The sequence below is a fragment of the Paenibacillus sp. Y301 genome (genome assembly GCF_059445505.1).
Map to the genome: position 1 here is coordinate 454947 of NZ_JCAIUL010000001.1, position 25581 is coordinate 480527.

General features: G+C 41.0%; 29 protein-coding genes and 1 pseudogene. All 30 read left to right on the forward strand.

The window, feature by feature from the left end; all coding sequences use genetic code 11:
* Positions 1–26 precede the first annotated feature (26 nt).
* Positions 27–1067 (forward strand): annotated as a pseudogene (rpsA, locus tag AC1D69_RS02240) (30S ribosomal protein S1); the annotation flags it as partial.
* Positions 1068–1252: 185 nt separating this feature from the next.
* Positions 1253–2575, forward strand: a complete 1323-nt coding sequence (gene der, locus AC1D69_RS02245) for a ribosome biogenesis GTPase Der (RefSeq protein WP_495454514.1) — start codon at positions 1253–1255, stop codon at positions 2573–2575.
* Positions 2576–2586: 11 nt separating this feature from the next.
* Positions 2587–3213 (forward strand): glycerol-3-phosphate 1-O-acyltransferase PlsY, encoded by a 627-nt coding sequence (gene plsY / locus AC1D69_RS02250; RefSeq protein WP_495454515.1) that lies wholly within the window; start codon positions 2587–2589, stop codon positions 3211–3213.
* Positions 3206–4246, forward strand: a complete 1041-nt coding sequence (locus AC1D69_RS02255) for an NAD(P)H-dependent glycerol-3-phosphate dehydrogenase (protein WP_495454516.1) — start codon at positions 3206–3208, stop codon at positions 4244–4246. The genes plsY and AC1D69_RS02255 overlap by 8 nt, the downstream gene beginning before the upstream one ends.
* A gap of 69 nt (positions 4247–4315) precedes the next feature.
* Positions 4316–4591, forward strand: a complete 276-nt coding sequence (locus tag AC1D69_RS02260) for a stage VI sporulation protein F (protein WP_495454517.1) — start codon at positions 4316–4318, stop codon at positions 4589–4591.
* A gap of 167 nt (positions 4592–4758) precedes the next feature.
* Positions 4759–4929: a DUF2768 family protein gene (locus AC1D69_RS02265; RefSeq protein WP_495454518.1), complete on the forward strand. Its 171-nt coding sequence runs from the start codon at positions 4759–4761 to the stop codon at positions 4927–4929.
* A 46-nt stretch (positions 4930–4975) separates the two neighbouring features.
* Complete coding sequence (locus tag AC1D69_RS02270; RefSeq protein WP_495454519.1) at positions 4976–5278, forward strand: 2Fe-2S iron-sulfur cluster-binding protein; 303 nt, start codon at positions 4976–4978, stop codon at positions 5276–5278.
* A 52-nt stretch (positions 5279–5330) separates the two neighbouring features.
* On the forward strand, positions 5331–5945 hold the full coding sequence (locus tag AC1D69_RS02275; protein ID WP_495454520.1) for a nucleotidyltransferase family protein: 615 nt from the start codon (positions 5331–5333) through the stop codon (positions 5943–5945).
* Between the two features lie 18 nt (positions 5946–5963).
* Entirely contained in the window at positions 5964–6323 is a 360-nt protein-coding gene (locus AC1D69_RS02280; protein WP_495454521.1) for a 2Fe-2S iron-sulfur cluster-binding protein, read from the forward strand.
* A 3-nt stretch (positions 6324–6326) separates the two neighbouring features.
* Positions 6327–7088 (forward strand): YphF family lipoprotein, encoded by a 762-nt coding sequence (locus AC1D69_RS02285; protein WP_495454522.1) that lies wholly within the window; start codon positions 6327–6329, stop codon positions 7086–7088.
* A 393-nt stretch (positions 7089–7481) separates the two neighbouring features.
* A complete protein-coding gene (spoIVA, locus tag AC1D69_RS02290) occupies positions 7482–8960 on the forward strand; it encodes a stage IV sporulation protein A (protein ID WP_495454523.1) in 1479 nt (492 codons plus the stop codon).
* A 210-nt stretch (positions 8961–9170) separates the two neighbouring features.
* Positions 9171–10241 carry a sugar ABC transporter substrate-binding protein gene (locus tag AC1D69_RS02295; RefSeq protein ID WP_495454524.1) on the forward strand — a complete coding sequence of 357 codons (1071 nt, stop codon included), beginning with the start codon at positions 9171–9173 and terminating at the stop codon, positions 10239–10241.
* A gap of 25 nt (positions 10242–10266) precedes the next feature.
* Complete coding sequence (locus AC1D69_RS02300) at positions 10267–11790, forward strand: sugar ABC transporter ATP-binding protein (protein WP_495454525.1); 1524 nt, start codon at positions 10267–10269, stop codon at positions 11788–11790.
* The gene (locus AC1D69_RS02305) at positions 11780–12766 is read left to right on the forward strand and encodes an ABC transporter permease (protein ID WP_495454526.1); all 987 of its coding nucleotides are present in this window, start codon (positions 11780–11782) and stop codon (positions 12764–12766) included. The genes AC1D69_RS02300 and AC1D69_RS02305 overlap by 11 nt, the downstream gene beginning before the upstream one ends.
* Before the next feature lie 172 nt (positions 12767–12938).
* Positions 12939–13211, forward strand: a complete 273-nt coding sequence (locus AC1D69_RS02310; protein ID WP_044876428.1) for an HU family DNA-binding protein — start codon at positions 12939–12941, stop codon at positions 13209–13211.
* Between the two features lie 109 nt (positions 13212–13320).
* Positions 13321–13545, forward strand: coding sequence for a trp RNA-binding attenuation protein MtrB (mtrB, locus tag AC1D69_RS02315; RefSeq protein WP_495454527.1), 225 nt, complete (start codon positions 13321–13323; stop codon positions 13543–13545).
* A gap of 99 nt (positions 13546–13644) precedes the next feature.
* Positions 13645–14184, forward strand: a complete 540-nt coding sequence (locus AC1D69_RS02320; RefSeq protein WP_495454528.1) for a hypothetical protein — start codon at positions 13645–13647, stop codon at positions 14182–14184.
* 114 nt (positions 14185–14298) lie between these two features.
* Complete coding sequence (locus AC1D69_RS02325; protein ID WP_495454529.1) at positions 14299–15057, forward strand: heptaprenyl diphosphate synthase component 1; 759 nt, start codon at positions 14299–14301, stop codon at positions 15055–15057.
* Between the two features lie 49 nt (positions 15058–15106).
* Positions 15107–15838: a demethylmenaquinone methyltransferase gene (locus AC1D69_RS02330; protein ID WP_495454746.1), complete on the forward strand. Its 732-nt coding sequence runs from the start codon at positions 15107–15109 to the stop codon at positions 15836–15838.
* Complete coding sequence (locus tag AC1D69_RS02335; protein ID WP_495454530.1) at positions 15831–16703, forward strand: UbiA-like polyprenyltransferase; 873 nt, start codon at positions 15831–15833, stop codon at positions 16701–16703. The genes AC1D69_RS02330 and AC1D69_RS02335 overlap by 8 nt, the downstream gene beginning before the upstream one ends.
* The gene (locus AC1D69_RS02340; RefSeq protein ID WP_495454531.1) at positions 16700–17305 is read left to right on the forward strand and encodes a UbiX family flavin prenyltransferase; all 606 of its coding nucleotides are present in this window, start codon (positions 16700–16702) and stop codon (positions 17303–17305) included. The genes AC1D69_RS02335 and AC1D69_RS02340 overlap by 4 nt, the downstream gene beginning before the upstream one ends.
* 2 nt (positions 17306–17307) lie before the next feature.
* A complete protein-coding gene (locus AC1D69_RS02345; RefSeq protein ID WP_495454532.1) occupies positions 17308–18174 on the forward strand; it encodes a menaquinone biosynthetic enzyme MqnA/MqnD family protein in 867 nt (288 codons plus the stop codon).
* Positions 18171–19142 (forward strand): polyprenyl synthetase family protein, encoded by a 972-nt coding sequence (locus AC1D69_RS02350; protein ID WP_495454533.1) that lies wholly within the window; start codon positions 18171–18173, stop codon positions 19140–19142. Before AC1D69_RS02345 ends, AC1D69_RS02350 begins: the two co-directional genes overlap by 4 nt.
* Before the next feature lie 94 nt (positions 19143–19236).
* Positions 19237–19680 carry a nucleoside-diphosphate kinase gene (gene ndk / locus AC1D69_RS02355; protein ID WP_495454534.1) on the forward strand — a complete coding sequence of 148 codons (444 nt, stop codon included), beginning with the start codon at positions 19237–19239 and terminating at the stop codon, positions 19678–19680.
* Entirely contained in the window at positions 19671–20504 is an 834-nt protein-coding gene (locus AC1D69_RS02360) for a CheR family methyltransferase (RefSeq protein WP_495454535.1), read from the forward strand. Before ndk ends, AC1D69_RS02360 begins: the two co-directional genes overlap by 10 nt.
* A gap of 93 nt (positions 20505–20597) precedes the next feature.
* On the forward strand, positions 20598–20762 hold the full coding sequence (locus AC1D69_RS02365) for a hypothetical protein (protein WP_495454536.1): 165 nt from the start codon (positions 20598–20600) through the stop codon (positions 20760–20762).
* Positions 20763–20938: 176 nt separating this feature from the next.
* Entirely contained in the window at positions 20939–22108 is a 1170-nt protein-coding gene (aroC, locus tag AC1D69_RS02370) for a chorismate synthase (RefSeq protein WP_495454537.1), read from the forward strand.
* A gap of 2 nt (positions 22109–22110) precedes the next feature.
* The gene (gene aroB / locus AC1D69_RS02375) at positions 22111–23217 is read left to right on the forward strand and encodes a 3-dehydroquinate synthase (RefSeq protein ID WP_495454747.1); all 1107 of its coding nucleotides are present in this window, start codon (positions 22111–22113) and stop codon (positions 23215–23217) included.
* On the forward strand, positions 23210–23584 hold the full coding sequence (aroH, locus tag AC1D69_RS02380) for a chorismate mutase (protein WP_495454538.1): 375 nt from the start codon (positions 23210–23212) through the stop codon (positions 23582–23584). Before aroB ends, aroH begins: the two co-directional genes overlap by 8 nt.
* A gap of 380 nt (positions 23585–23964) precedes the next feature.
* Positions 23965–25518, forward strand: coding sequence for an anthranilate synthase component I (trpE, locus tag AC1D69_RS02385; RefSeq protein ID WP_495454539.1), 1554 nt, complete (start codon positions 23965–23967; stop codon positions 25516–25518).
* The last annotated feature ends 63 nt before the right edge of the window (positions 25519–25581 follow it).

Sequence of the window (25581 nt, forward strand, 5' to 3'; positions counted from 1 at the left end):
GGTTTAAATAAATGGGGTTTTGAATTGAGGAGGGTATTGATATGTCGGAAGAAATTAAGAATGAAGAAGTGGTAGAAGTATCAAACCAAGATGAATTGGAACAAGCCATATTGAAAAGTGGTGCAGACGATATCAAGAAAGCATGGGATAACTTGGAGAAGAATCTTGAAAGCCAAGAAATCATTGAAGTTATCGTTTCTGATGTGGTTAAGGGTGGTTTAGTAGCAGACGTAGGCGTACGTGGATTTATCCCTGCTTCTATGGTTGAACGCCACTTCGTTGAAGATTTCAGCGAATATAAAGGTCGTACATTGCGCGTGAAAGTGAAAGAACTTGATCGTGAGAACAATAAAGTAATCTTGTCTGCGAAAGATGTTCTTGAAGAAGAATTTGAAGCTAAGAAACTTGAAATCATGGGTAACCTTAAAGAAGGTCAAGTGATTGAAGGTACAGTTCAACGTCTTACTCAATTTGGTGCATTTGTAGATATCGGTGGCGTGGATGGTCTAGTTCACGTATCTGAAATCGCATGGAGCCGCGTTGAGAAACCTTCTGATGTTGTATCTGAAGGCGAACAAGTTAAAGTTAAGGTACTAAAGGTTGATTCTGAAAAAGGTAAAATCAGCCTTAGTATTAAAGCTACTCAACCAGGACCTTGGGAAAGTGCAGCAAGCCAATTCAACATTGGTGATGTTGTGACTGGAGAAGTTAAACGTCTTGTAGCATTTGGTGCATTTGTGGAGCTTGCTCCTGGTGTTGAAGGTTTGGTTCATATTTCCCAAATTTCACACAATCATATCGCTACACCACAAGAAGTACTACAAGAAGGTCAACAAGTGCAAGTGAAGATTCTGGACCTAAACCCAGATGAAAGACGTGTTAGCCTAAGTATTAAAGAAACGGAAGAAGCTCCTGCTCAAGAACAAAGATCTGACAAACCAAGAGCGCCTAGATCTTCAAGAGAGCCTAAAGTTGAATTTAATAACCCTAACGTATCACTTTCAAATGAGGGATTAAGTTTTACACTTGGCGATTTATTCGGCGATAAGCTTGATAAATTTAAATGATCGGGATCTGATGTTTTAGGAAATCGGCGAACCCTCCCGTGGGTTCGCCGATATTTTTTTATCAATGGATAAACTAGGTAGTCTGGTGTAATCCTTCTAAAGAAATGAAGGGTTCCTGAAACGTTAGCCAAGTTTGATGTTTTTTGCTATGATGATAATCGTAAGAGTTGACAGGAGGAATGTATATGGCAAGACCCGTAGTTGCGATCGTGGGCAGACCTAATGTAGGTAAATCAACGATATTTAACCGGTTAATTGGTGATCGTATGGCTATTGTAGAAGACAAGCCTGGGATTACGCGTGACCGGATATATGGTATCTCAGATTGGAATGGTAAAAGTTTCAGTGTTATTGACACTGGAGGTATAGAAATAAACGGTGATGATATGATGTTGAAATCAATCCGTATGCAAGCTGAACTTGCAATAGAAGAAGCAGATGTTATCGTATTTATGTGCGATGCTAAGACAGGTGTGACGTTGGCAGATGAGGAAGTTGCTCAAATGTTATTCCGTTCGGGTAAACCCATTGTTGTAGCCGTTAACAAAGTAGATAATATCAAAAAAATAGAAGACACTTACGAATTCTACAGCCTTGGTTTCGGTGATCCTATTGGGATTTCTGGAAGTCATGGTACGGGTATTGGTGATTTACTTGATGCGATCGTCAATAATTTACCTGAACTTGTAGAAGAAGAATATGATGCTGATGTCATTAAGGTAGCATTAATTGGCCGACCGAACGTTGGGAAGTCATCATTAGTTAATGCTATTTTAGGAGAAGAACGTGTCATTGTAAGTGATGTGCCAGGTACGACTCGCGATGCGATTGATACGCCATTTGAACGTGATGGACAACGTTATGTTATTATCGATACCGCTGGTATGCGTAAACGTGGAAAAGTGTATGAAAATACAGAGAAATACAGCGTAATGAGAGCCATGAGAGCTATTGAACGAGCTGACGTTGTGCTTGTGGTTGTTAATATAGAAGAGGGTATCATTGATCAGGACAAGCATATTGCTGGTTATGCATATGAAGCCGGTAAAGCATCGGTCTTTGTCGTGAATAAATGGGATGTCGTTGAAAAAGACGATAAGACTATGAAGAACTTCGAAACGAAGATCAGAGATCACTTCTTGTTTATGACATACGCTCCAATTGTCTTCTTATCAGCGAAGACAAAACAGCGCCTTCAAAAATTACTACCTGTCGTACAACATGTGGCACATCAACACGCGTTACGTGTTCAAACACACGTATTAAATGACGTAGTATCGGATGCAGTAGCTTCAAATGCGCCTCCGACAGATAAAGGACGCAGACTACGTATTAACTATGCAACTCAAGTGGCAACCAAACCGCCAACATTCGTTATTTTTGCGAATGATCCTGAGTTAATGCATTTCTCTTATGAACGTTATCTAGAGAACAAAATACGTGGAGCATTTAATTTTGAAGGAACACCAATCCGGATATTCACGCGACGTAAGTCCGATGAAAGTTAGGTGAAGAAGGTTTGTTATTGCAAATTGTTTCACTCATCATTAGTTATCTAATAGGCTCCATTAGCTTTAGTATGCTCTTGGCTAAAATGCTTAAAGGAATTGATATTCGTCAATATGGTAGTGGAAATGCAGGGGCAACCAATACTTTACGTATATTGGGAAAAGGACCGGCAATACTGGTTCTTATTCTCGATGTACTAAAAGGAATCATCGCAATATGGATTGGAAAATGGCTCGGAGGAGACGGGGCATGGATTCCAGCATTGTGCGGGATTGCTGCAATCATCGGTCATAACTGGCCCATTTATTTTCACTTTCGTGGAGGTAAGGGTGTGGCAACGACGATCGGAGTTATGGTCACTTTAAGCTTCCTACCTGCTCTATATGCTGGAATAATCGCAATATTATCTATTGTGATTACTAGATATGTTTCGTTAGGTTCTTTGATTTTTGTGGCACTTACTCCTGTTTTCCTATTAGTGTTGGGTGGTTATTCATGGCCTGTTTTCTGGAGTAGTATCGTCATAGCTTTATTCGTTTTCTGGAGACACAGAAGTAATATCGTGAAGATCGTTCAACATCGAGAGAATAAAATTGGCTCAGGGGGATCCAGCAAAGGAGGAAAACGCGTTGTCTAACAAAGTTTCCGTACTTGTCGCAGGAAGCTGGGGGACCGCACTAGCTAGCGTGTTGGCTGCAAATGACCTAGATGTTTCGATATGGAGTCATAACGCTGAACAGGTCAATGAAATTAACGAATTTCATACGAACAGTCGATACTTACCCGGTGTAACCCTTGCATCCAATATTCGAGCGACTTCTAGTATGAAAGAAGCAGTAGAAGATTCTAATGCAGTAGTCGTTGTTGCTCCTTCATCTGCTATGAGAGAAGTCACTCGAGAACTTAAGAAGTATTGGAAGAAAGATATGTTGTGTATTCATGCTACTAAGGGGTTTGAGACAGACACGTTACATCGGATGTCGACAGTCATTGCCGAAGAGCTTAACTGTGATGAAGGTGACATTGTTGTCTTATCTGGTCCTAGTCATGCTGAAGAAGTTATTCGTCTCTGTCCAACTACGGTTGTAGTGGCCTCATTGAATAAAGAAAAGGCTGAAGCTGCACAGGAATTATTTCGGAATTCCTACTTTCGTGTATATACGAATCGGGACATGATTGGTGTGGAGCTTGCAGGTGCGCTTAAGAATATTATTGCTCTTGGTGCTGGTATGTCAGATGGATTAGGATTTGGGGATAATGCGAAAGCTGCTCTCTTAACGAGAGGTCTTGCCGAAATTTCTCGAATTGGTGTGGAACTAGGAGCTAATCCTCTTACGTTCTCCGGACTTGCAGGGATAGGTGATCTTGTTGTAACCGCAACAAGTCAGCACAGTCGTAATTGGCGTGCAGGGTCATTAATAGGTAAGGGTAACAAGCTGAATGAAGTTCTAGAGTCGATGGGGATGGTTGTGGAAGGGATTCGCACTACCCAGGCTGCTCATAAACTTTCTATTAAGCATGGTGTGCAAATGCCTATAACAGACCAGATCTATCAGGTGCTTTTCAAAGAAGGAGACACACGTACTGCGGTGGAAAACCTTATGGGTCGTGATCCAAAGACGGAAATGGAGAACATGCGGTTGGAGACTTGGGAGCAGTGGCATACTTAAGTAACAATCACCTTTTACGGCCTATCCTCATATGATGATGTGAGGATATTGCCGGAGGAGGGATAACATTTGAGCAAGAATATACCCAAGGATGCACTAAATGCAATCAACAAAAAGACGGGTAAAAACATTACTGAAAGTGCAGTTAAGAAACTTGCAAGTACTGTCAAACCAACGACTATGCAGAATGAGGATCAGCTCCGTCAATTGATCAAGCAAGTCTCAGCGATGGCGAATGTACCTGTTAGTGAAAGTACTATAAGGGATATCGTAAGTGCTGTTAAAAAAAGTGGCATGAATTCCCAAAGTATGGAAACCTTAATGCAAATGATGATCAAGAAATAATAGTTAGTAATGAAATGATATGAGTATTTTATTATAGGGACAGAACATTGTTGGAGCCTTGGGCTACAACAATGTTTTGCCCTATTTTTGCGAATAAGGAGAAGTTTCATGTTATAATAACGGAATATGACCTTAGAGAGAATGGAGCGTTATATTCAATGGATCCGATGACTAAAATGTGGGTATCCCTGATCGCCATGTTAATTATGGGATGTTCTGTTTTTCTAATTACGCTTGCCCGTAGTAAAACAAAGGGTTTGTTAAAAGGATTACTATCTCTTATCGCTTTTGTATTTATGTTGGTTGGCTTTCTGGGTGGGGTAGTCTCCTTGATGTAATGTAAATAATATAGTGAACTTTTACACTGGATTGGGGAGATTTACGATGGGATCATCTGTACAACTTATGGGTAGAACAGTTACTAAAAGTGTTGAACCGAAATTAGGAGTATCTCTTCTGCAACATGCTCTTCATCATGATATTGATTGGCAGCATTTATGTACTCGTGGTACTTGTGCACGTTGTCGTTGTTTTATTGAAGAAGGAATGGAGCACTTGGAGGAGCCGACTCAAGCAGAACATGATCGTCTGGATCCAGAGGAAATGGAAGAAGGGTTTCGTCTAGGTTGTCAAGCTGTTGTGAAAAGCGATGGCAACATTATAGCTCGAAATAAAACCTATTTCTAAAAGTGCGTGTTCAACAAATGAAGGTCTTATATGAACAAGGGAAGTGACATCAATGCATCAACTCATCATCGGAATGCAAAATGCGCTACAAACAGCTGCAAAATGCTTGAATTCAACCGATCAACACTGGTTAGTCGGGGGAAGTTGTAGCTTGTTACTGCAGGGCGTGGAAGTCCTTAGTCCGCGGGATATTGATTTGTATGCTGATATGAACTCGGTAATGATATTACATACAGCCTTAGAGCAATGGTCTACAGATAAACAAGAACTAAATAAAAGTGGTCTATATTCATCGATTCTGAGTCATTATGAGTTGAATGGAGCACAGATCGAGTTAGTAGGCGATTTCAGAGTCAGCGCGAAAGGATCACAATATAGGGTTGAAGTGGATGAAAGGCTCCACCTAGTGGCACCTAAGATCGAAATTGAGGGTGTACCTATGACTCTGACGCCTCTTAGTCATGAATTGTTGTTCAATCTGCTCAGAGAACGTGTAGATCGGTATGAAGCCATCGCTTTAGTGATAAGACAGAATCCGGAAGCTCATTTACCATTATTAGAACAGTTATTGAAGAATAATAAGTTTGAAGATAACCATATCCAACAAATATCTTCGCTATTGGATGCACCAAGCTTAAGCCAGTATATGGCTAACCATCGTAATTGAGCATAGGAGACGACTGCTATGGATTATACGATAACATTTAAGCCATCAGGTAAACATATTAAGGTTAGACAGGGAACTAGCGTACTTCAGGCTGCACGGAGCGCTTCGGAACATATTCCAACTCGGTGTGGAGGCAAAGCGGGTTGTTTGATGTGTAAAATTGACGTGAGTAGCGAACATGTACAAGCTCTATCACCCATTGGAGATATAGAGAGACGCAAGTTAGGATCATTAGTCGACAAGGGCGTTCGTCTATCATGTCAAGCGACCATACAGGGTGATGTAGAGGTTAACATCCCGGAAGATCGGTTGAAAGCTGCCATTCGCAAACAGCTTGAGGCTGCAAAAAATAAAGATCTCGATGATGAGTTATGGTAAAGGATGATGTTGGTGATAAAGCCGGAAGTACAATATATACGTAACAATCGTTTCAGAATAGGTTTCTTATTGTTCATGATGATGCTACTCATGTTGGTAACGACAGGTTGTTTGTACCCTGAAGAGAACAAAGCTAGCAGAGTTTCTTATCGGGAGAGTGTCAATCGAATTCAAATGGCGGTGGATGATTACCAAAAGGAAAATGGAATCTTACCCATTCTAAATGCCGATCAAGCTACACCCCAATATGAGAAATTTAGAGTGGATTTAGAGAAGTTGAAGAATTTAGGGTATATGGATGAGATCCCGAGCACCGCCTTTGAAATGGGAGGGAGCGGTTACTTTCTTATTCAGAATGAAGAAACCGATCCAACGGTTAAGGTAATGGACCTGGTGACCGTCCAAAAAGCGAACGATGTACAACAAGCTGTGGATAAGTACAAGCGTGCACATGCTAATGAACAACCTATGGGTGTTGAATTATACCCTAACATGTTTACGGTTGATTTAAAAAAAGCTGGAGTACCCTCTATCAAACTTTCAAGTGTATATTCTGATGAGGAAGTAAGTTTTATTATGGATCCCAAGGGACAGGTCTATGTCGACTATGCTTATGATATCATGCAAGCTATTGATCAAGGGGATCAGAAGCCGCAAGACCATGAAGATTTGAGAGCTTATCTTCTGACTAATTCGTATTATGTCCCAGTTAAATCTCTGCCTTATACATGGGTGAATGGCGCGCCTGTGGTAGTACAGCCTTAGAATTTGAAATCACTAGCCGGTCAAGGATACTACCTTGATCGGCTATTTGTGTTATAGAAAGATAAGTTTATCTACACAAAAGGGGCATAACCTAAAGGTTCAACGCATATAACTGATTTGGATAGAGAAGTGAGTCTAAATATTGTTGTCCATATTTATTAAATACCGGTCATATTGTTTTGTTAAGGTACATATTATGATACTAGTCCAAATGCCCGAACGAGTAACGCCGCTTTGCCGTTCTGACTCAATTCGTAACACTTTCGGCGGCGGACTACTAACGACATGAAAAGGCTGCTCATCCGTTGCAATGGTTGAGGCCTCAGATGGAACACGAAGCGGATGCTCTTAAAAGCATTTTTCCTTCGGAGTAATATGAGGAGGGGATCTCTCTTGGAAAAGGTGGATATTTTTAAGGATATTGCCGAGCGAACAGGTGGTGATATATACCTGGGTGTCGTCGGTGCGGTTCGCACAGGAAAATCAACATTCATCAAACGATTTATGGAAACAATTGTTCTCCCGAACATCTCTAGTGAAGCAGATCGAGTTCGGGCAGTAGATGAACTTCCACAGAGTGCTGCAGGAAAAACAATTATGACAACAGAACCCAAGTTTGTGCCAAACAACGCGGTCCAAATTAATGTGGCCGAAGGGTTGGAAGTGAATGTACGTCTTGTGGATTGTGTAGGATATGCTGTAGAGGGTGCCAAAGGTTACGAAGATGAGAATGGTCCACGGATGATCTCCACACCGTGGTTCGAAGAACCGATTCCATTTCAGGAAGCGGCTGAGATCGGAACAAGAAAAGTAATTCAGGAGCACTCCACATTGGGTGTCGTCGTAACAACAGATGGTTCCATTGCGGAGATTTCAAGAAGTTCATATGTTGAGGCTGAGGAACGGGTCATTGCAGAACTGAAAGAGGTAGGTAAACCTTTCGTACTTGTCATTAACTCAACTCGCCCTCGCAGTGAAGAAGTACTTCAATTACGTAGTGAACTTGCAGTGAAATATGACATTCCAGTCATGTCATTAAGTGCTGCTACGATGACTGAAGATGATGTAACAGGCGTTCTACGTGAAGTTCTGTATGAATTCCCAGTTCATGAAGTGAATGTGAATCTTCCAAGCTGGGTTATGGTATTGAACGAGAAGCATTGGTTGCGTAATAATTACGAGAATTCAGTTCGCGATACCGTGAAGGATATTCGTAGATTACGAGATGTGGATCGCGTGGTATCTCAGTTTATGGATTATGAATTCATTGACAGAGCTGCCCTTAGTGGAATGAACATGGGTCAAGGTGTTGCTGAGATTGACTTATTCGCACCAGATGAGATGTATGATCAGATTCTAATGGAAGTTGTAGGTGTGGAGATCCGAGGTAAGGATCATTTACTGCAACTGATGCAAGAATTCTCTCATGCGAAGCGTGAATATGATCGATTTGCAGAAGCCTTGGAAATGGTCAAGACGACGGGGTACGGAATCGCAGCGCCTTCGCTTGCCGAAATGACGCTTGATGAACCGGAATTGATTCGTCAAGGATCTAGGTTTGGTGTTCGATTGAAAGCGACTGCACCTTCGATCCATATGATCCGTGTGGATGTTGAATCGGAATTCTCGCCAATCATAGGGACGGAGAAGCAAAGTGAAGAACTTGTCCGCTACCTCATTCAAGATTTCGAGAATGACCCGATAAAGATCTGGGATTCAGACATCTTCGGACGCTCGCTCCACTCCATTGTCCGCGAGGGTATCCAAGGTAAGATTGCTATGATGCCAGATAATGCACGATATAAACTCCAAGAAACGTTGGGCAGAATTATTAATGAGGGATCTGGTGGATTAATTGCCATCATACTCTAATTAAAACAATCACTAGCTAATAAGAACCATAAGCAGGGATGAACTCCCTGTTTATGGTTTTTTTGTCTTGAAATACTTATAAAAATTCATTTTTATGTATATTTTTAGATTAATTATATAAAACCAATTTACATACTAGGGATTAAGATTTATATTAGATAAATAAAATCTATATCAAATATCACACAGATCTGAAGGGAGAAACCAATCATGGTATTCAAATGGAGAAAGAAACAACTATTACTACTCACATTACTCATCGTTATTGCAATGTTTACAAGTGCATGCAGCACTAACTCAGCATCCTCAGGTGATACAAATGGGAACACGTCAGATAAGCCTTTAAATGGTAAACGGATTGCACTTATTATGGAATTTAATACGGGAACTTTCTCTCAGCAATATGTACAGGGCGTAACAGAAGAAGTTGAGAAGTTTGGCGGAAAATTAACCAAGTTTGTAGCCAATAATGACAAAGCCAAAATGGCTTCTTTACTTGACTCCGCTGTTACTCAAAGATTCGATGCAATCTTAACGGATCATGGAGACTCGGATATTCTTCAAGCAGGTATTAAGAAGGCCGTTGCACAGAATATACCTGTTATTGTATTTGATGCTGATGTTGAAGAGCCAGGTGTAACAGTACTTTCACAGGACGATCAACAAATGGCACAACTCACATTAGATCAATTGAAAAAGGATATAGGAGGCAAAGGCAATATCGTTAAGGTATGGGTTGCTGGGTTCGCTCCTATGGAACGTCGCCAAATCTCATATGCTAAATTCCTCACAGACAATCCGGATATTAAAGAAATTACTGCCTTCGGAAATGCACAGAACCCTGCACTTGATACTCAGACACAGATGGAAGCCATCTTGAAGCAATATCCCAAAGGCGAGATATCTGCCGTGTGGACTGCATGGGACGAGTTCGCCAAAGGTGCTTCTCGTGCGATACAACAAGCTGGGCGTACGGAAATTAAGGTATACGGGATTGATATGAGTGACGAAGACCTTCAAATGATACAGGATCCTAATAATCCTTGGATTGCATCTGCTGCAGTAGATCCGAAGGATATTGGGCGAATCCAAGTGAGATATGCTTATCAGAAACTACATGGTGACAAGACGGAGGATGACGTTGTACTAAGTCCTGTGTATGTATCGAAGGAACTATTACCTAAAGAGCAAATCTCAACGACGGAGCTATCCAAGTACGTTAAGGAATGGGGAAATAGTCAACAAGGCGTTCAAGACTGGATGAATGAATATAGCAAATAACATAAGATAGGTTAGGAGTGACACTATGGCAGCATCACCGTTTCTTCTCGAAATGAAGGGTATCAACAAGAACTTCACAGGTGTACCGGCGCTGCAATCCGTTGATTTTATAGTAAGCGGTGGACAAATCCATGGACTCCTAGGGGCGAATGGGGCTGGGAAAAGCACACTAATGAAAATACTATCTGGGGCGTTACTTCCTGACCATGGGAAGATTATGGGGAATGGTGTAGCCTTTCAGTGGGGATCTCCAGCTGAAGCCAAAGCGAGTGGTATTCATTGTGTATACCAAGAGGTAGATGCAGCACTTGTTCCACAGCTTAGTGTCGCTGAGAATGTTATGCTAGATACTTTATCCTCACGAGAATCAAATGTTTGGCTCAGACCGAACCAAATGGCGGCTAAGTCAGAAGAAGTACTACTGCGGCTTGGTGTGGAGATTAACGTACAGCAGAAAGTAAGCGATCTAAGTCTAGCTGAGAAGCAAATGGTTCTATTAGCACGCATCTTGGCTCAAGATGCTAAACTGATCATCTTCGATGAGCCAACTGCACCGCTTAGTAATAGTGAAAGCGAAGCCTTTTTTCGTATTTTACATGCTCTAAAAGAGAGTGGTGTTGCATGTGTTTTCATTACACATCGGTTACCAGAAGTATTCTCCCATTGTGATGTTGTAACCGTCATGCGAGATGGTTGTAACGTGTTTACAGGTCCAACATCGAAGACGGATACAGTTGCCATAATTCAGCATATGCTCGGCAGAACATTTACCGAGGAATTTCCAAAAGTGGAGGCTCCTATTGGAGACATTATGCTAGAGGCCACAGGCCTTCGTAAAGGTACCAAAGTACGTTCAGTTAACTTAAATGTTCGGAGTGGAGAAATTGTCGTTGTCGTTGGATTAGTAGGAGCAGGCAAGACGGAAACGTCTCGTCTATTAACGGGTGCAGACACTTTGGAAGCAGGAGATATTCGTATTCGTGGGAAGTCAATAACAATGAAGGAACCTGCAGATGCGATCCATTCAGGCATCGTCTCAATCCCAGAGGAACGGCGAAAAGAAGGTATATTTATACATGAATCCGTTGATCACAATCTAAGCTTACCCATCTTAAATAAGCTCAGTAACTTGGGTTTTATATCAAGAAAATCAGAAAAAAGTGTTGCAGGTCGTGTCATCGATAAGCTTGGAATCAAAACTTCTTCTGGAAAACAACTTGTACAATATTTAAGCGGAGGAAACCAACAGAAGATAGCCATTGGAAAATGGTTAGAAAGTGATGCCAGCTTATTTATATTCGATGAACCGACCAAAGGGGTAGACATCGGAGCTAAAAGCGATATTTTTCGAATCATTGGAAATTTAGCTGCTCAGGGAAAAGGAATTCTATACTTCACATGTGAGTTAGCAGAGGGAATAGGGATTGGTGACCGGATTTCCGTAATGTGTGATGGCGAAATCATTAAAGAATTCAAGCGTGGTGAAGCTACGCCTGAGAAGCTTTTATATTATGCCAGTGGTGGCCGGGAGGAAGAACATGAAAGATAAATTAATGAATTTACTGTTTCGTTATGGTGCGGTTGTGGTAATTATCGGCGTGATTGTATTTTTCTCTGTCAGACTGCCTTACTTCTTCACATACGGAAATCTGGCTGACATATTAGGTTCTATAACGATCGTGACGTTTGTCGCCGTAGGAGTGACCCTTTCGCTTATAGTCGACGGGTTCGATCTATCGGTAGGGTCAACGGTATCGATTACAACGGTTGTATCAGCATCTCTTATGATTTGGTATGAGCAACCGCTAGTTGTCGTTATTGTTGTATCATTACTGGTAGGCGCAATCATAGGCTTGCTAAATGCGCTACTCATTGTTAAGCTAAGAATCCCAGATCTACTGGCAACATTAGCAGTGATGTACATAGTCAGTGGGGTTCACAAGACCTACACCGAAGGTTACACCATATATAATCATATGGAATTTCCAGATGGTTCAAAAGCGCCAGGAGAAATGAGTTCCGCTTTTCTATGGATAGGACAGGGAAAAGTATTAGGAATACCCTTTTCGGCTATTTTGTTGTTGGTCACTGTCGTTCTAGTTCATATATTTTTAACTAGAACAAAATATGGTAGACAAATGTATGTGACGGGTGGAAATGCAGAAGCAGCTCGCTTATCTGGTATTAGAGTGAAGAAAGTTAGAACATTAGCTTACGTAGCTTCAGGATTATTTGCATCGATCGGTGGTATTCTTTATGCTTCTCGGGTCGGATCTGGTCAGATTGATGCCGGTTCACCTTTGTTAATGGAAGCTGTTGCCGCTGTTTTTGTAGGATTCTCCGTGCTGGGAGCGGGTAAACCTAATGTCATTGGGACGTTTATCGGATCCGTTCTCATTGGTGTACTTGTCAATGGATTAACGATGATGAATTTGCAATATTTTACACATGATATTGTAAAAGGTATCGTTTTAGTTCTAGCTTTGGCGGTCACATTTTACGTTTTAAACCGATCAAAGACCTAAAACGCTTGATATTCTGAGTGTGCTGTATTAGTATAAATTTGTTCCGCGCTCGTTTTTCTAGGTTGAAAAGGGCGAAACTGTCTGTAAAAAGCTATTATTAAGTATATTTTGCGACAAAACGGAAACAAAGAATAACAATCGATCTCATTTCTGGCTGGGGAGGTGAAATGAAATGAATAAATCGGAACTGATTTCCCAAGTAGCTGAAACATCGGAATTGTCCAAGAAGGACGCTACAAAAGCTGTAGACGCTGTATTTGAAGCAATTTCTGGTGCACTACAAAGTGGTGATAAAGTGCAACTTGTAGGATTTGGTAACTTTGAAGTTCGTGAACGTTCTGCTCGTAAAGGACGCAATCCACAAACGGGTGAAGAAATCGAAATCGCTGCAAGCAAAATACCTGCATTCAAACCAGGTAAAGCGCTTAAAGACGGAATTAAATAAGACTTTCACAAAATCCATAGAACAAGATTACATTTATAAAAGAGAGGTCGTGACGTTTGTTCACGGCCTTTTCTTTTCTATAATGAGATAGATTAGGAGGATACACCTCATGGAAACAACTAGAGATGAAGACTATATCGTCATCAAAGCAAAAGAGAATGGTGTGCAGGTGATTGGTCTTACTCGTGGGCAGGATACGAAGTTTCACCACACGGAGAAGTTAGACAAAGGTGAAGTGCTTATTGCCCAATTCACAAGTCATACCTCTGCTGTAAAGATCCGTGGGAAAGCAGAAGTGCTAACAAAACATGGAAAAGTAGAGAGCGAGAGTTAAAATGCAGGCATAGCCTGCTTTTTTTAATTGTACAATGAGGTATGGACTCTATTTGTGTTGAACACATGTAAAGTCAAAAAGGTGAAGGAGGCTTACAGTATGAATCGATGGGTTCTTATGGGATGCACTACGATACTATGTATAGCTATCATATTGTTTCTGCCGAAATTATTCTCACTTCAGACCTCATATGCGCAATTAAAGGGTAACGTAACCGTATTTAATCCTCATGGAACGATCATGCTCGGTGATGATAATCTGGTAGATGTCTTGAGCACACTACCCTTAACACTTCCGATCAGCCAAGTGGAATGGAAAGAAACGACGTTATCTTTGGATTTAAAAGTCGTGAATTCAGATACTTCCATTTCAGATATTTATGAGAACATAGCTGAAGCTATTGATTTCAGTTTCGAAGGTACTCCGAATGTGAATCGATTGATGCTGAGACTTGTTGCAGAAGATCGTTGGGTAAATACGCATCATTTATTGTTAGCTGTTGATGTTAGCCGAGAACAGTGGAGTAAGTTGTGGACCAACGAACTACGAAATAATGGGGCTGCGCCTCTTCCAGACCCATTGAAGCAAACTTTCCATGTAACTGAAACAAAACTTTGGCTGAATCAGTTTGATAAGTGAAGTTTGTGTGAAAAAGTTAGTACAACCACAGTGCGTGGTGAATTAACATGTGATATAATAGTCAAGATTGTGAACAATAATAACGTGTCAAAGTTATCAGCTCGGAGGCTAACGATGAAATCTTACCGCATACCCCAACTTGCAAGTGGCTATATCGAGTATGACATGATTGAACAATACACGGAATTGCCAACGTTTCCGAATGCCCGTGTCCATTTATTATATATATTCTTAAATAAGGGTAGCCGTATATCGTTTGATCAGGCTGAGCTCTACGCTCTTGTCACTTCTTTAATACAGATTGGGCTTGATACACATGAGACGATTGATACCGAACAAGGGAATCAGGCAGAGAATCTTATGCGTTCGCGCCAACTAAAAGTACTAGCTGGTGATTATTACAGTAGTATATTCTATCAATTGTTGTCCGATGTAGGACAGATTGAGGTTATCACATTATTGAGTAAAGCGATATGTGATTTAAATATGATGAAGATGAACCTTTACATTTCTATGCAAAGTTCAATGCTGTCATCAGAACAATATTTGGTGCAAAAGGTGCAGCTGAGTATGCAGCTGTTTCTTTCTTTTACCCCCTTATTAGAAGACTCTGTAAGGGGTCTATGGAATTTTTTCCTTCATGAAATTTCGCTTTGTGAGACGATTGTGCAAGAACTAAGTCATAACCAAGGAACTAGTCCTCTTCATTCTACCGAATACATGATGAATAGTCTTCGTGAATCCGTTGATCATGTTCAACATAAACTTCATAACTTGGAAGGCGATATGCGATTCTTTGAAGAAATAGGACAAGTCATAGAACCATTTGTACGTTTATTAAATTCTTCTGGAACTGTGTTAAGAGAGGGATAGGGTGATAGGCATGGAAAAGAACACCTCAGAGCCATACAACAATGACAAGATGAATACCATGGGTAAAGAAAAGCCTAAGGAACAGTTCGTACAATCTGTCTTTGAGAGTATTGCTACGAAATATGACCTTATGAATGATATTCTTAGCTTTCGTAGGCATAAAGCATGGCGTAAATTTACGATGGCCAAAATGAACATGAGTCCAGGAGAAAATGCTCTGGATTTATGTTGTGGTACTTGTGACTGGACTCTCAGTATGGCTGATGCTAGTGGAACGGGAAAGATTGTTGGTCTTGATTTCAGTCCGGGAATGCTTGAGGTTGGACGGAAGAAGATTAAGAGTCATCAAAAGGAGGATCTCATTACGCTAATTGAGGGCAACGCCATGAGCCTTCCATTTGATGATCATTCTTTTGATTATGTGACCATAGGATTCGGGCTACGTAATGTTCCAGATCTTGTACAGGTGCTTCATGAAATGGAACGAGTCGTGAAGCCTGGTGGCATGGTTGTATGTCTAGAGTTGTCTAAGCCAACTTGGCAACCATTTAAAGGGATCTATTATTTTTATTTTCAAAAGATATTACCTAGTCTTGGTAAATTGTTTGCTTCACGGTATGAACAGTACAAATGGTTACCGGATTCACTTGCAATATTCCCAGGAAGAGATGAGCTAGCGGGGATATTTCGGCAGATTGGGCTGCAACAGGTTGAAGCCTATCCCTTAACGGGAGGGATTGCAGCATTACATATTGGGATTAAGGAGAACATAGATGTTTAAGAAAATTGGTATTTTTTTAGAAATGATAAAAATTGAACACACCTTGTTTACACTTCCTTTTGCATTTATGGGGGCATTACTTGGGTCAGTTTCGGTTAATGGTGTACTTCCCTCGTGGGCGCAAATCGGTTGGATTGTAATGGCACTATTTGGGGCTCGAAGTGCAGCGTTCGGATTAAACCGCATGATTGATCAAGTGATTGATAAGAAGAACCCTCGTACTGCGAATCGGGCCATTCCAGCTGGATTGTTGAAGAATCTTGAGGTCATCGCGTTTACGATCATCTCGTTCATCCTTTTATTCTGGGCCGCCTTTGAGTTAACGCCGCTCGCAGTAAAATTGTTACCAATCGCAGTCTTTATGCTTGTCATTTATTCTTATACCAAACGATTTACATGGCTTTGTCATTTAATTCTTGGTATGACTACATCACTAGCAGCTCTTGGAGGCTGGGTGGCAGTAACGAACAGCGTTGATTTAAGTGCAATGATATTTTATATCACACTTTCATTTTGGACAGCAGGTTTTGATATTATTTATGCGATTCAAGATATGGAATTTGATAAAAAAGAGGGACTTTATTCGATCCCAGCACGTTTCGGAATTCATACATCCTTAATGATTGCCCGTGTCTTTCACATCATTACAGCGATTGGATTTATCGCTCTTTATTTTACTACTACACTAAGCTGGTGGTATTTCGCAGGAATGATCATTTCATACGGTATTTTGTTCTATGAACATTTCATTCTTTCTCCTAATGATATGAGTAAGTTACAAGTGGCTTTCTTTACGATGAATAGTGTCCTAAGTATTATTGTATTCGTCTTTACTCTCGTTGACTTGGTGGTGCAAACCGCTTGAATAGATTAGACAAGAAACACAGTTGGGTAGTCGGCATTACGGGAGCTAGTGGTTCCATATATGGCACTAGACTCATTGAAACGTTATTGATGGCTAATATTGATGTACATATTGTTATTTCGAATGCGGGTTGGCGTGTGCTCCATGAGGAACTAGGTTGGAATAGTACCGATCGGGAGGCTATTCTGAAGGAGAAATTTGACGGGCGACCGGGATCGTGGATATATCACCCTGTTGGTGATATAGGAGCCTCGATTGCCAGTGGTTCCTTTCAGATGGAAGGAATGGTGATTGTTCCTTGTTCAATGGGGACCTTATCATCCGTTGCCAACGGAGCCTCCAACAATTTAATGACTCGTGCAGCAGACGTTATGCTAAAAGAAGGACGTCCTTTAGTATTGGTACCTCGTGAAACACCATTACACGCTATTCATTTGGAGAATATGTTGAAGCTTTCTAGACTTGGTGTGAAAATAATTCCGGCTATGCCGGCTTTTTATTTCCAACCCCAAAGTATGGATGATCTCATAAACTTCGTTGTGGGTAAAGTACTCGACTCGGTTCGAATCGACCATCAATTATTTAAGAGATGGGAGGGATGATAATGCGCGTGAAAGGCAACAATAATACGATAATTGGAAAAATAAAATATACGAATGCATGGCCTATTTTTTATTATTTTGACCCAGATTCATTGAGTGAGCCTGTTGATATGATTACCGAGGTCCCTTCGTTTCTAAATCAAGGTATGAACGATGGTAGCATTGAGGTGGGAGCATTATCTTCGTTTGCATATGGGTTGTTATCTAACAAGCTACTTCTGCTACCTAATCTATCTGTTAGTGCAGATGGACCGGTTCAATCCATTCTACTATTCTCTCGCAAGCCTATTGAAGAACTGATCAATAGCACCATTGCGGTAACAAATACATCTGCAACATCGGTTAATTTATTGAAAATATTGATGAAAAAAGCGTTGCATGGCAATCCGACGTATCTTACGTTAGAACCAGATCTTACAACGATGTTGGAAGTCGCGGATGCGGCTCTATTAATTGGGGACAATGCTATTAAGGCTTCATGGGAAGATCACGGGTTATATGTGACTGATTTAAGTGAGTGGTGGAAACAGTGGACAGGATATAGCATGACTTTTGCGGTGTGGGCAGTGCATCAAGATGCTGCAGAGAATAAACCTGAGATCATTCAGGAAATCGTTCAAGCATGGCAAGCAAGTAAAAGTCGTAGCTTATCTGATTTAGCTCCCATCGTGGATGACGCGATGACGGCTTTTGGTGGAACGCAGGAGTATTGGTACCAATACTTTCAGAACCTATGTTATGACTATGGTGAAAGACAAAGCCAAGGATTAGAACTATATTTCTGTTATGCATATGAACTTGGACTTATTCAACACGAAGTGCACATGGACATGTGGGAAGAGAATACGCGAATACGGGTGAAAGAATGAAGAGATTAGACATGTTCGGATTGTTAAAAAAGGATATGGATTACATAGAACAGGAGCTATCTCGAAGTATTAGTGGGGATGATCTACTTAACGAGACATCACTACATCTCCTTAAGGCGGGGGGCAAGAGGCTTCGCCCGGTCTTCGTGTTAATGGGAGGTAAATTCGGCGAGTATGATCTAGAGAAGCTTATGCGTGTGGCCGTTCCACTTGAACTTATTCATATGGCTTCTCTTGTTCATGATGATGTCATTGATGATGCGGATACTCGTCGTGGTCAACTCACGGTTAAATCGAAATGGGATAACAAAATTGCAATGTATACCGGTGACTTCATCTATGCGAAGGCATTGGAAATTGTGACGCAACTTCCCAATCCAGAGATTCATCAGATCCTCTCTAAAGCGATGGTTGAGATGTCGATTGGAGAAATGGAACAAATCCGTGATTTCTTTAATACGGGGCAGAGTGTTAGACGGTACATGCTTCGCATTCGTCGTAAGACTGCGTTGTTGATCGCTGTAAGCTGCCAGCTTGGAGCTGTTGCGGTAGATGCGGATCCTACATTTAGTCGCCAATTATATCGTTATGGTTATAACGTGGGGATGGCTTTTCAAATACAGGATGATTTACTTGACCTTTGTGGTACAGAGAAGCAGATTGGCAAACCACCAGGAAGCGATATCCGTCAAGGGAATATCACATTACCCGTTATTTATGCTCTTCAGGATGAGGCTATTCGTGAGCCTTTGCTTGAGGAACTCAATCTAATCCATCAAATGAATGGACAGTGTGATGTATCACGAGCTATTTCTTTGGTAAAGAAAAGTTCGGGGATAAGTAGATCAGAGAAACTAGCAACCTGTTATATTAACAAGGCATTAGATGCTTTGAATGAACTTCCAGATTACAAAACAAAACGTCATTTGAAGGATATTGCTCACTTTGTAACGAGACGGTCATATTAAGTATTAACCCTATTCGTAGTTTTCTGTTACACTACAAATATTGGTAAGGAAATACTTGCATATGATTGATTCATTAGAAATGGAGAGTGAGCACATGGAACGCACTTTTTTGATGGTTAAACCTGATGGTGTGCAACGCGGATTAATTGGTCGTATTATTTCTCGTCTAGAAGAAAAAGGTTTTAAATTGGTAGGTTGTAAATTAGTACAAGTGACTGAGAAACAAGCTGAATTTCACTATGCAGAACATGAGGGTAAGGATTTCTATTCAAACCTAGTGAACTTCATCACTTCAGGACCGGTTGTGGCGATGGTATGGGAAGGTGACGATATTATATCGTTATCTCGCATAGTTATCGGTAAGACGAATGTGAAAGAAGCACAACCAGGTACGATTCGAGGAGATTTCGCTGCACATACACCTAATAATTTGATTCATGGATCGGATTCACCAGAGAGCAGTAAGAGAGAGATTTCTAACTTTTTTACAGAGCATGAGCTTGTGAATTATGATAAAAGCATTTCGTCATGGATATAAAAACGATGGGGATTCCCGTGAATGTGAAGGAAGAAAGTGTCATTATTGATACTGATTATATTCAATTTATTGAATCCATCAAAAAAGAGACCGGAATTGATCTCTCCCAATATAAAGAGGGACAGATGAAGCGTCGTTTGACGACGCTCCGGGTGAAGAATGGTTACGATACCTTTGACTTATTCTTCAAAGCCATGATGCAGAATAAGAACTTATTCTACGAATTCTTAGATCGTATGACGATCAATGTGTCGGAGTTCTGGCGGAACCCGAACCGTTGGGAAGTATTAAGAGATAACGTGATATCGGAGCTTCTTTCTAGTAATAAGGGGCGTCTCAAAGTGTGGAGTGCTGCTTGCTCAACGGGTGAAGAACCCTACACATTAGCCATGATTCTTGCAGATAAGGGAATATTATCGAATACATCACTTATAGCTACAGATATTGATAGCGGTGCATTGGAAGAGGCTCAGCAGGGTCACTATTTAGAACGTTCATTGAAGGACGTCCCGAAAGACGTAGCTGCAAGACACTTCAATTCTGATGGTCTATTGTATAAGATCAATGACTCTCTGAAGAAGGCTGTGCAATTCAAAAAGCAGAATCTATTATTGGATTCCTTCGATGGATCCTTTGATCTTATTGTATGTCGCAACGTTATGATTTACTTTACAGAAGAGGCTAAGTCGAACTTATATCACAAATTTGCAAATAGTCTTCGTCCGGGTGGATATTTATTTGTTGGGAGTACGGAACAGATCTTTACACCTGGGCAGTATGGGCTTGAACCAACGGAAACATTTTTCTATCGAAAAAAGATATAGGCTTATTATTTCGAAAAATGTATATTATGCTCTCCTCTTTGCGATACTACTATTCATAGAACAGGATGAAATAAGTGGAGGGAATAGGATAGTATGGATAAACGAAAAGTGATTACAGCCTATCAACGTGGGTTCATTACCATTCAAGAATGTGGGCAGATTCTTGGGTTGGAGCAGGTACAACTCAATCGATTGATGGGTGATTTTTTGATAGATCGTTCAGGTATTGAACCAAAGATTCAACCGATTAATAGTTAAATAATCTTCGTCTCGTAAGCGCCGAATCCTGTGTATATGAGGATCTGCGCTTTTTTTAAGTGATAGGTATATGGGGATAACCTTTCTTGTCAAAGTGCATGACCTATACTATAATAAGCAAAGATATTATCGGATTTTAGCCATTCACAGTACGAAAGTATAAGGGGGAAAGCAACATGAGTTTACGCTATTTAACTGCAGGGGAGACTCACGGTCCCCAGCTCACAGCAATTATTGAAGGTTTACCTAGTCAATTAACTTTAGATTTCGAAGAACTTAACTTTCAACTACATCGTCGTCAAAAAGGGTATGGTCGCGGACGTCGTATGCAAATTGAGAAGGATACAGCTCAAATCGTAGGTGGCGTTCGACATGGATATACGACAGGGGCTCCTGTCGCATTGGTTGTAGCTAACAATGATTGGACACATTGGCGGAATATTATGAATATTGAGCCTATTGAAGGAACAGACGAAGAGAAGCGCCGTGTACATCGCCCTCGTCCTGGACATGCAGATCTCAATGGTGGACTAAAGTATAATCATAAAGATTTACGTAACGTACTCGAACGATCTAGCGCAAGAGAGACAACGGTGCGTGTGGCATGTGGTGCGATAGCTCGCCAATTTCTTGCGGAATTCGGCATTAAAGTTGCTGGACAAGTGATTCGTATTGGTGAAATAGAAGCCCCTCCACATAACTTATCGATAGATGAACTAATTGAAAAGACGGAAGCTTCTTCTGTCCGGGTAGTGGATGCCGAAACAGAGAAAAAGATGGAAGCCTACATTGATCAGATTAAAGAAGATGGAGATTCCATCGGTGGGATTGTCGAATGTATTGTTGAAGGTGTGCCAATAGGTCTTGGTAGTTATGTACAATACGATCGTAAGCTAGATGCACGTATTGCACAGGGTGTTATGTCTATCAATGCATTTAAAGGTGTGGAGATCGGAATTGGATTCGAAGCAGGGATTCTGAGAGGTTCACAAGTACATGACGAGATTATGTACAACGAGGAACAAGGATATTACCGCGCAAGTAATCGATTAGGCGGATTTGAAGGTGGCATGACCAATGGTATGCCTGTCGTGGTTCGCGGCGTAATGAAGCCTATTCCAACACTGTATAAACCATTACAAAGTGTTGATATTGACACGAAGGAAGCCTTTACTGCTCAAGTTGAGCGTTCGGATGCATGTGCTGTACCGGCAGCTAGTGTCGTAATGGAACATGTTGTTGCATGGGAAATTGCAAATGCCTTCTTGGAGAAATTCGGTGGAGATTCCATGGACGAGATTAAGGCCAACTATAACAATTATCTTGCTCAATTGGAGAGATATTAATGATAAGAACCGTGAATGTGGATCTAGGTGAACGTTCGTATCCTATCTATATCGGATCTGGTCTACTAAGTCATATTGGTCAATATTTCAAGAATCATGGAATATCTTCCAATAGCCCATTAATGATTGTGACGGATGAGAATATAGCTCCTAACTATTTAAATAGGGTAGAGAAGCTTTTATTAGATTCTGATTATAAAGTTGTCTCCAAAATAGTCAAAGCCGGAGAAACATCCAAGTCGTTATCTGTTCTTGAAGAAGTTATGACGACTGCCATTGAAGGTGGCCTCGATCGTAATTCAACAGTGATTGCCCTTGGTGGTGGCGTAGTTGGCGATTTAGCAGGGTTTGTTGCAGCTACATATATGAGAGGAGTCAAGTTCGTTCAGATTCCAACAACGATTCTAGCACATGATAGTAGTGTGGGCGGTAAGGTTGCTGTGAATCATCCACTCGCAAAGAATATGATAGGAGCATTTCATCAACCTGAGATGGTTCTCTATGATCTTGATACATTACAGACGTTACCACCACGAGATGTATCCGCAGGTTTATCTGAAATGGTAAAACATGGTCTAATCCGTGATGGTGATTTCGCAAGATGGTGCCGAGACCATGCTTCTGAATTGTTAGCACTTGACCCTGAAGCTTTGGGTTATGGATTAGAACGTGGTTGCTCGATTAAAGCGGATGTCGTATCCCGTGATGAACGAGAAAATGACTTACGAGCTATCCTTAATCTGGGTCATACGATCGGGCATGCGATTGAAGCTGTGGCAGGCTATGGTGAATACTTACATGGTGAAGCTATTGCAATCGGAATGGCAGGATCCGCACGCTTGGCTGTTCGACTAGGACGGGATCCACATATTTATGATGAAACTGTGAGCATGCTGCTATCCTTAGGGCTGCCCATTACGATGTCATCCCATTTATCAACCGATGATATTATGAATGCCATGAAACACGACAAGAAATTTAGAGAGGGTCATATGCTCTTTATCATACCGGAGTCGATTGGATCTGTAAGTATTGTGAAGGATATACCTGAACAACTTGTGCGTGAAACGATCGATCAACTTAGAGAAGGAGGAGGATCTCATGTATAATCGCGGAATTCGTGGTGCTACTAGTGTTACCAAGAATGACGAACAGGAAATATTACAAGAGACGATCACATTACTCAAAGAAATAATCATTCGTAATGAGATTGAACCCGAAGATATTTGTAGCGTATGGATCACGATGACATCGGATCTAGACGCCACTTTTCCTGCTAGAGCCATTCGTCAATTAGAAGGTTGGGACTTAGTTCCTCTTATGTGCTCGGTAGAAATACCCGTTCAGGGTAGTTTACCTCAATGTATTCGATTCATGATTCAGGTGAATACGGAGAAGAGCCAACGTGAAATGAAACATGTATACTTGAATGATGCACGTAAGTTAAGACCTGATCTTTCTGCTCCATCCAAGTAGGTCATAATTACGCTAATTTAGATGCATCGGCGATTATGAAATGGACGATTCAAGTGAAACTTAATCTTAACCTTATGTATAGTTGAACTCATTCATTTATTCCATGGGTTGTCAAAAGCAAGCATCATCATGTATAGTTAATTCAGTTGAGTAGAGCCTAGTTGAGTTGAGATGAGTATAGTTGAGCAGAGTCCATAAGCATTTATATTCGGTAAGAGAATCATATTGATTCTTGAACCTATTCCTTAGCGTTAGCTATTTCTGGGGAGAGGTTCTTGGATTGAAGTGGTTAATTACCGGACTCTTTCATATACTTCATGACCGATAGACCTCTACTTTTGTAGAGGTCTTTTGTGTATTTTAATCTGGGAGGGATGGTCATGATGACCCCTAATGTTGAACAAATCATTAAACTTTCAAGTCAATATAATCTGATACCCGTAGTAAAACGTCTCTTGTCAGATATGGAGACTCCTATCCGTGTTTTTCAGAGATATGCGAAGCAAGATCATGCTTTTCTTCTGGAAAGTGTTGAGGGTGGGATTCAATGGGCTAGATATTCATTTATTGGTACAGATCCATTTCTAATGATATCAGGTAAACAAGGACGAATTGTTCTTAAAAAAAATGGTGTGGAAGAAATAATGAAGGGTAAGCCGGTAGAGGAACTGAAAGCATTGTTACGTACTTACCGTAGCCCCAAGTTAGAAGATATGCCTCCTTTTACAGGTGGAGCTATTGGGTTCTTTGGGTATGATCTGCTTCAATATTATGAGAATTTACCTGCACATGCTGTAGATGATCTTCATATGGATGATATTCGATTTATGTTCTGCGACTCCATTATTGTGTTCGATCACGTAAAGCAACAAATTCTGTTAGTAGGCAATGTGCATGTTAAGGATGGAGATACAGATTCAGATATTGCACAAACATACGAAGCTGTGAGTCGTAAGTTAGAAGACATCGCGGAACAATTACAAGAACAAGGTCCACGAGAAAATGTGAATCGCCATAGTATCCCTCAAGATGTGGAACTAGGGGACATTAAGTCCAACATGACCAAAGAACAATACATTTCGAACGTAGAGCAAGCTAAGGAATATATTCGAGCTGGTGACATTTTTCAAGTCGTACTATCCCAGCGTTTTCATATAGAAACCGAAGTATCCCCACTACATGTATATCGTGTTCTAAGAACACTAAATCCTTCACCTTATATGTATTATCTGAAAATGGATGAAGAGATCATCGTTGGAACGTCACCTGAAGCACTAGTGAAGGTGGATGGAGACCGTGTAGAGACTCGGCCTATTGCCGGCACAAGACCTCGTGGGAATAGTGAAAGCGAAGATCGTGCCTTAACGGAGGAGTTAATGCACGATGAGAAGGAACGTGCGGAGCATCTAATGCTAGTTGATCTTGGCCGTAATGATCTAGGCAGAGTATCTAAATTCGGTACTGTTACATGCGATACATTTATGGAAATTGAGAAGTACTCCCATGTGATGCATATGGTCTCCAATGTTTCGGGGCAGTTGCATGAAGATAAAGATTTCTTTGATGCGTTCCTATCCTGTTTACCTGCAGGGACGGTATCAGGAGCGCCTAAGCTGAGAGCCATGGAGATCATAGCGGAGCTTGAGAAAGAAGCACGAGGTGCCTATGCGGGAGCTATAGGATACTTAGGATTTACTGGCAATATGGATTCCTGTATTACAATACGCACATTGATCTTTCGTAAAGGGAAAGCATACATCCAAGCAGGTGCAGGCATTGTATGGGACTCCGTGCCAGAGAAGGAATATGAAGAGACGGTTAATAAAGCAAAAGCGTTATTAAAAGCCATTCGGACAGCGGAGTTAATGTTCCCCCCTACGAAGAAGGATATCGATACGATAAATCAAGATTATTTATATGAATATACACCATAAGATAGTGTTCAAAAAGTCAGATTTTCAGCACCAAGAGTATGCTTACGATGCTGCGTTTTTTCA

Bases quoted from the DNA above. Each gene is read 5' to 3' on its own strand.
- AC1D69_RS02265 (WP_495454518.1), top strand. From the start codon at position 4,759: ATGACTAAAATGTGGGTATCCCTGATCGCCATGTTAATTATGGGATGT.
- AC1D69_RS02360 (WP_495454535.1), top strand. From the start codon at position 19,671: ATGGATATAAAAACGATGGGGATTCCCGTGAATGTGAAGGAAGAAAGT.
- mtrB (WP_495454527.1), top strand. From the start codon at position 13,321: ATGGAAACAACTAGAGATGAAGACTATATCGTCATCAAAGCAAAAGAG.
- AC1D69_RS02280 (WP_495454521.1), top strand. From the start codon at position 5,964: ATGGATTATACGATAACATTTAAGCCATCAGGTAAACATATTAAGGTT.
- AC1D69_RS02335 (WP_495454530.1), top strand. From the start codon at position 15,831: ATGTTTAAGAAAATTGGTATTTTTTTAGAAATGATAAAAATTGAACAC.
- der (WP_495454514.1), top strand. From the start codon at position 1,253: ATGGCAAGACCCGTAGTTGCGATCGTGGGCAGACCTAATGTAGGTAAA.
- AC1D69_RS02285 (WP_495454522.1), top strand. From the start codon at position 6,327: ATGATGTTGGTGATAAAGCCGGAAGTACAATATATACGTAACAATCGT.
- AC1D69_RS02295 (WP_495454524.1), top strand. From the start codon at position 9,171: ATGGTATTCAAATGGAGAAAGAAACAACTATTACTACTCACATTACTC.
- ndk (WP_495454534.1), top strand. From the start codon at position 19,237: ATGGAACGCACTTTTTTGATGGTTAAACCTGATGGTGTGCAACGCGGA.
- aroC (WP_495454537.1), top strand. From the start codon at position 20,939: ATGAGTTTACGCTATTTAACTGCAGGGGAGACTCACGGTCCCCAGCTC.
- AC1D69_RS02345 (WP_495454532.1), top strand. From the start codon at position 17,308: ATGCGCGTGAAAGGCAACAATAATACGATAATTGGAAAAATAAAATAT.
- trpE (WP_495454539.1), top strand. From the start codon at position 23,965: ATGATGACCCCTAATGTTGAACAAATCATTAAACTTTCAAGTCAATAT.
- AC1D69_RS02270 (WP_495454519.1), top strand. From the start codon at position 4,976: ATGGGATCATCTGTACAACTTATGGGTAGAACAGTTACTAAAAGTGTT.
- AC1D69_RS02330 (WP_495454746.1), top strand. From the start codon at position 15,107: ATGAATACCATGGGTAAAGAAAAGCCTAAGGAACAGTTCGTACAATCT.
- AC1D69_RS02350 (WP_495454533.1), top strand. From the start codon at position 18,171: ATGAAGAGATTAGACATGTTCGGATTGTTAAAAAAGGATATGGATTAC.
- AC1D69_RS02305 (WP_495454526.1), top strand. From the start codon at position 11,780: ATGAAAGATAAATTAATGAATTTACTGTTTCGTTATGGTGCGGTTGTG.
- AC1D69_RS02325 (WP_495454529.1), top strand. From the start codon at position 14,299: ATGAAATCTTACCGCATACCCCAACTTGCAAGTGGCTATATCGAGTAT.
- AC1D69_RS02300 (WP_495454525.1), top strand. From the start codon at position 10,267: ATGGCAGCATCACCGTTTCTTCTCGAAATGAAGGGTATCAACAAGAAC.
- AC1D69_RS02275 (WP_495454520.1), top strand. From the start codon at position 5,331: ATGCATCAACTCATCATCGGAATGCAAAATGCGCTACAAACAGCTGCA.
- AC1D69_RS02365 (WP_495454536.1), top strand. From the start codon at position 20,598: ATGGATAAACGAAAAGTGATTACAGCCTATCAACGTGGGTTCATTACC.
- AC1D69_RS02320 (WP_495454528.1), top strand. From the start codon at position 13,645: ATGAATCGATGGGTTCTTATGGGATGCACTACGATACTATGTATAGCT.
- AC1D69_RS02310 (WP_044876428.1), top strand. From the start codon at position 12,939: ATGAATAAATCGGAACTGATTTCCCAAGTAGCTGAAACATCGGAATTG.
- aroH (WP_495454538.1), top strand. From the start codon at position 23,210: ATGTATAATCGCGGAATTCGTGGTGCTACTAGTGTTACCAAGAATGAC.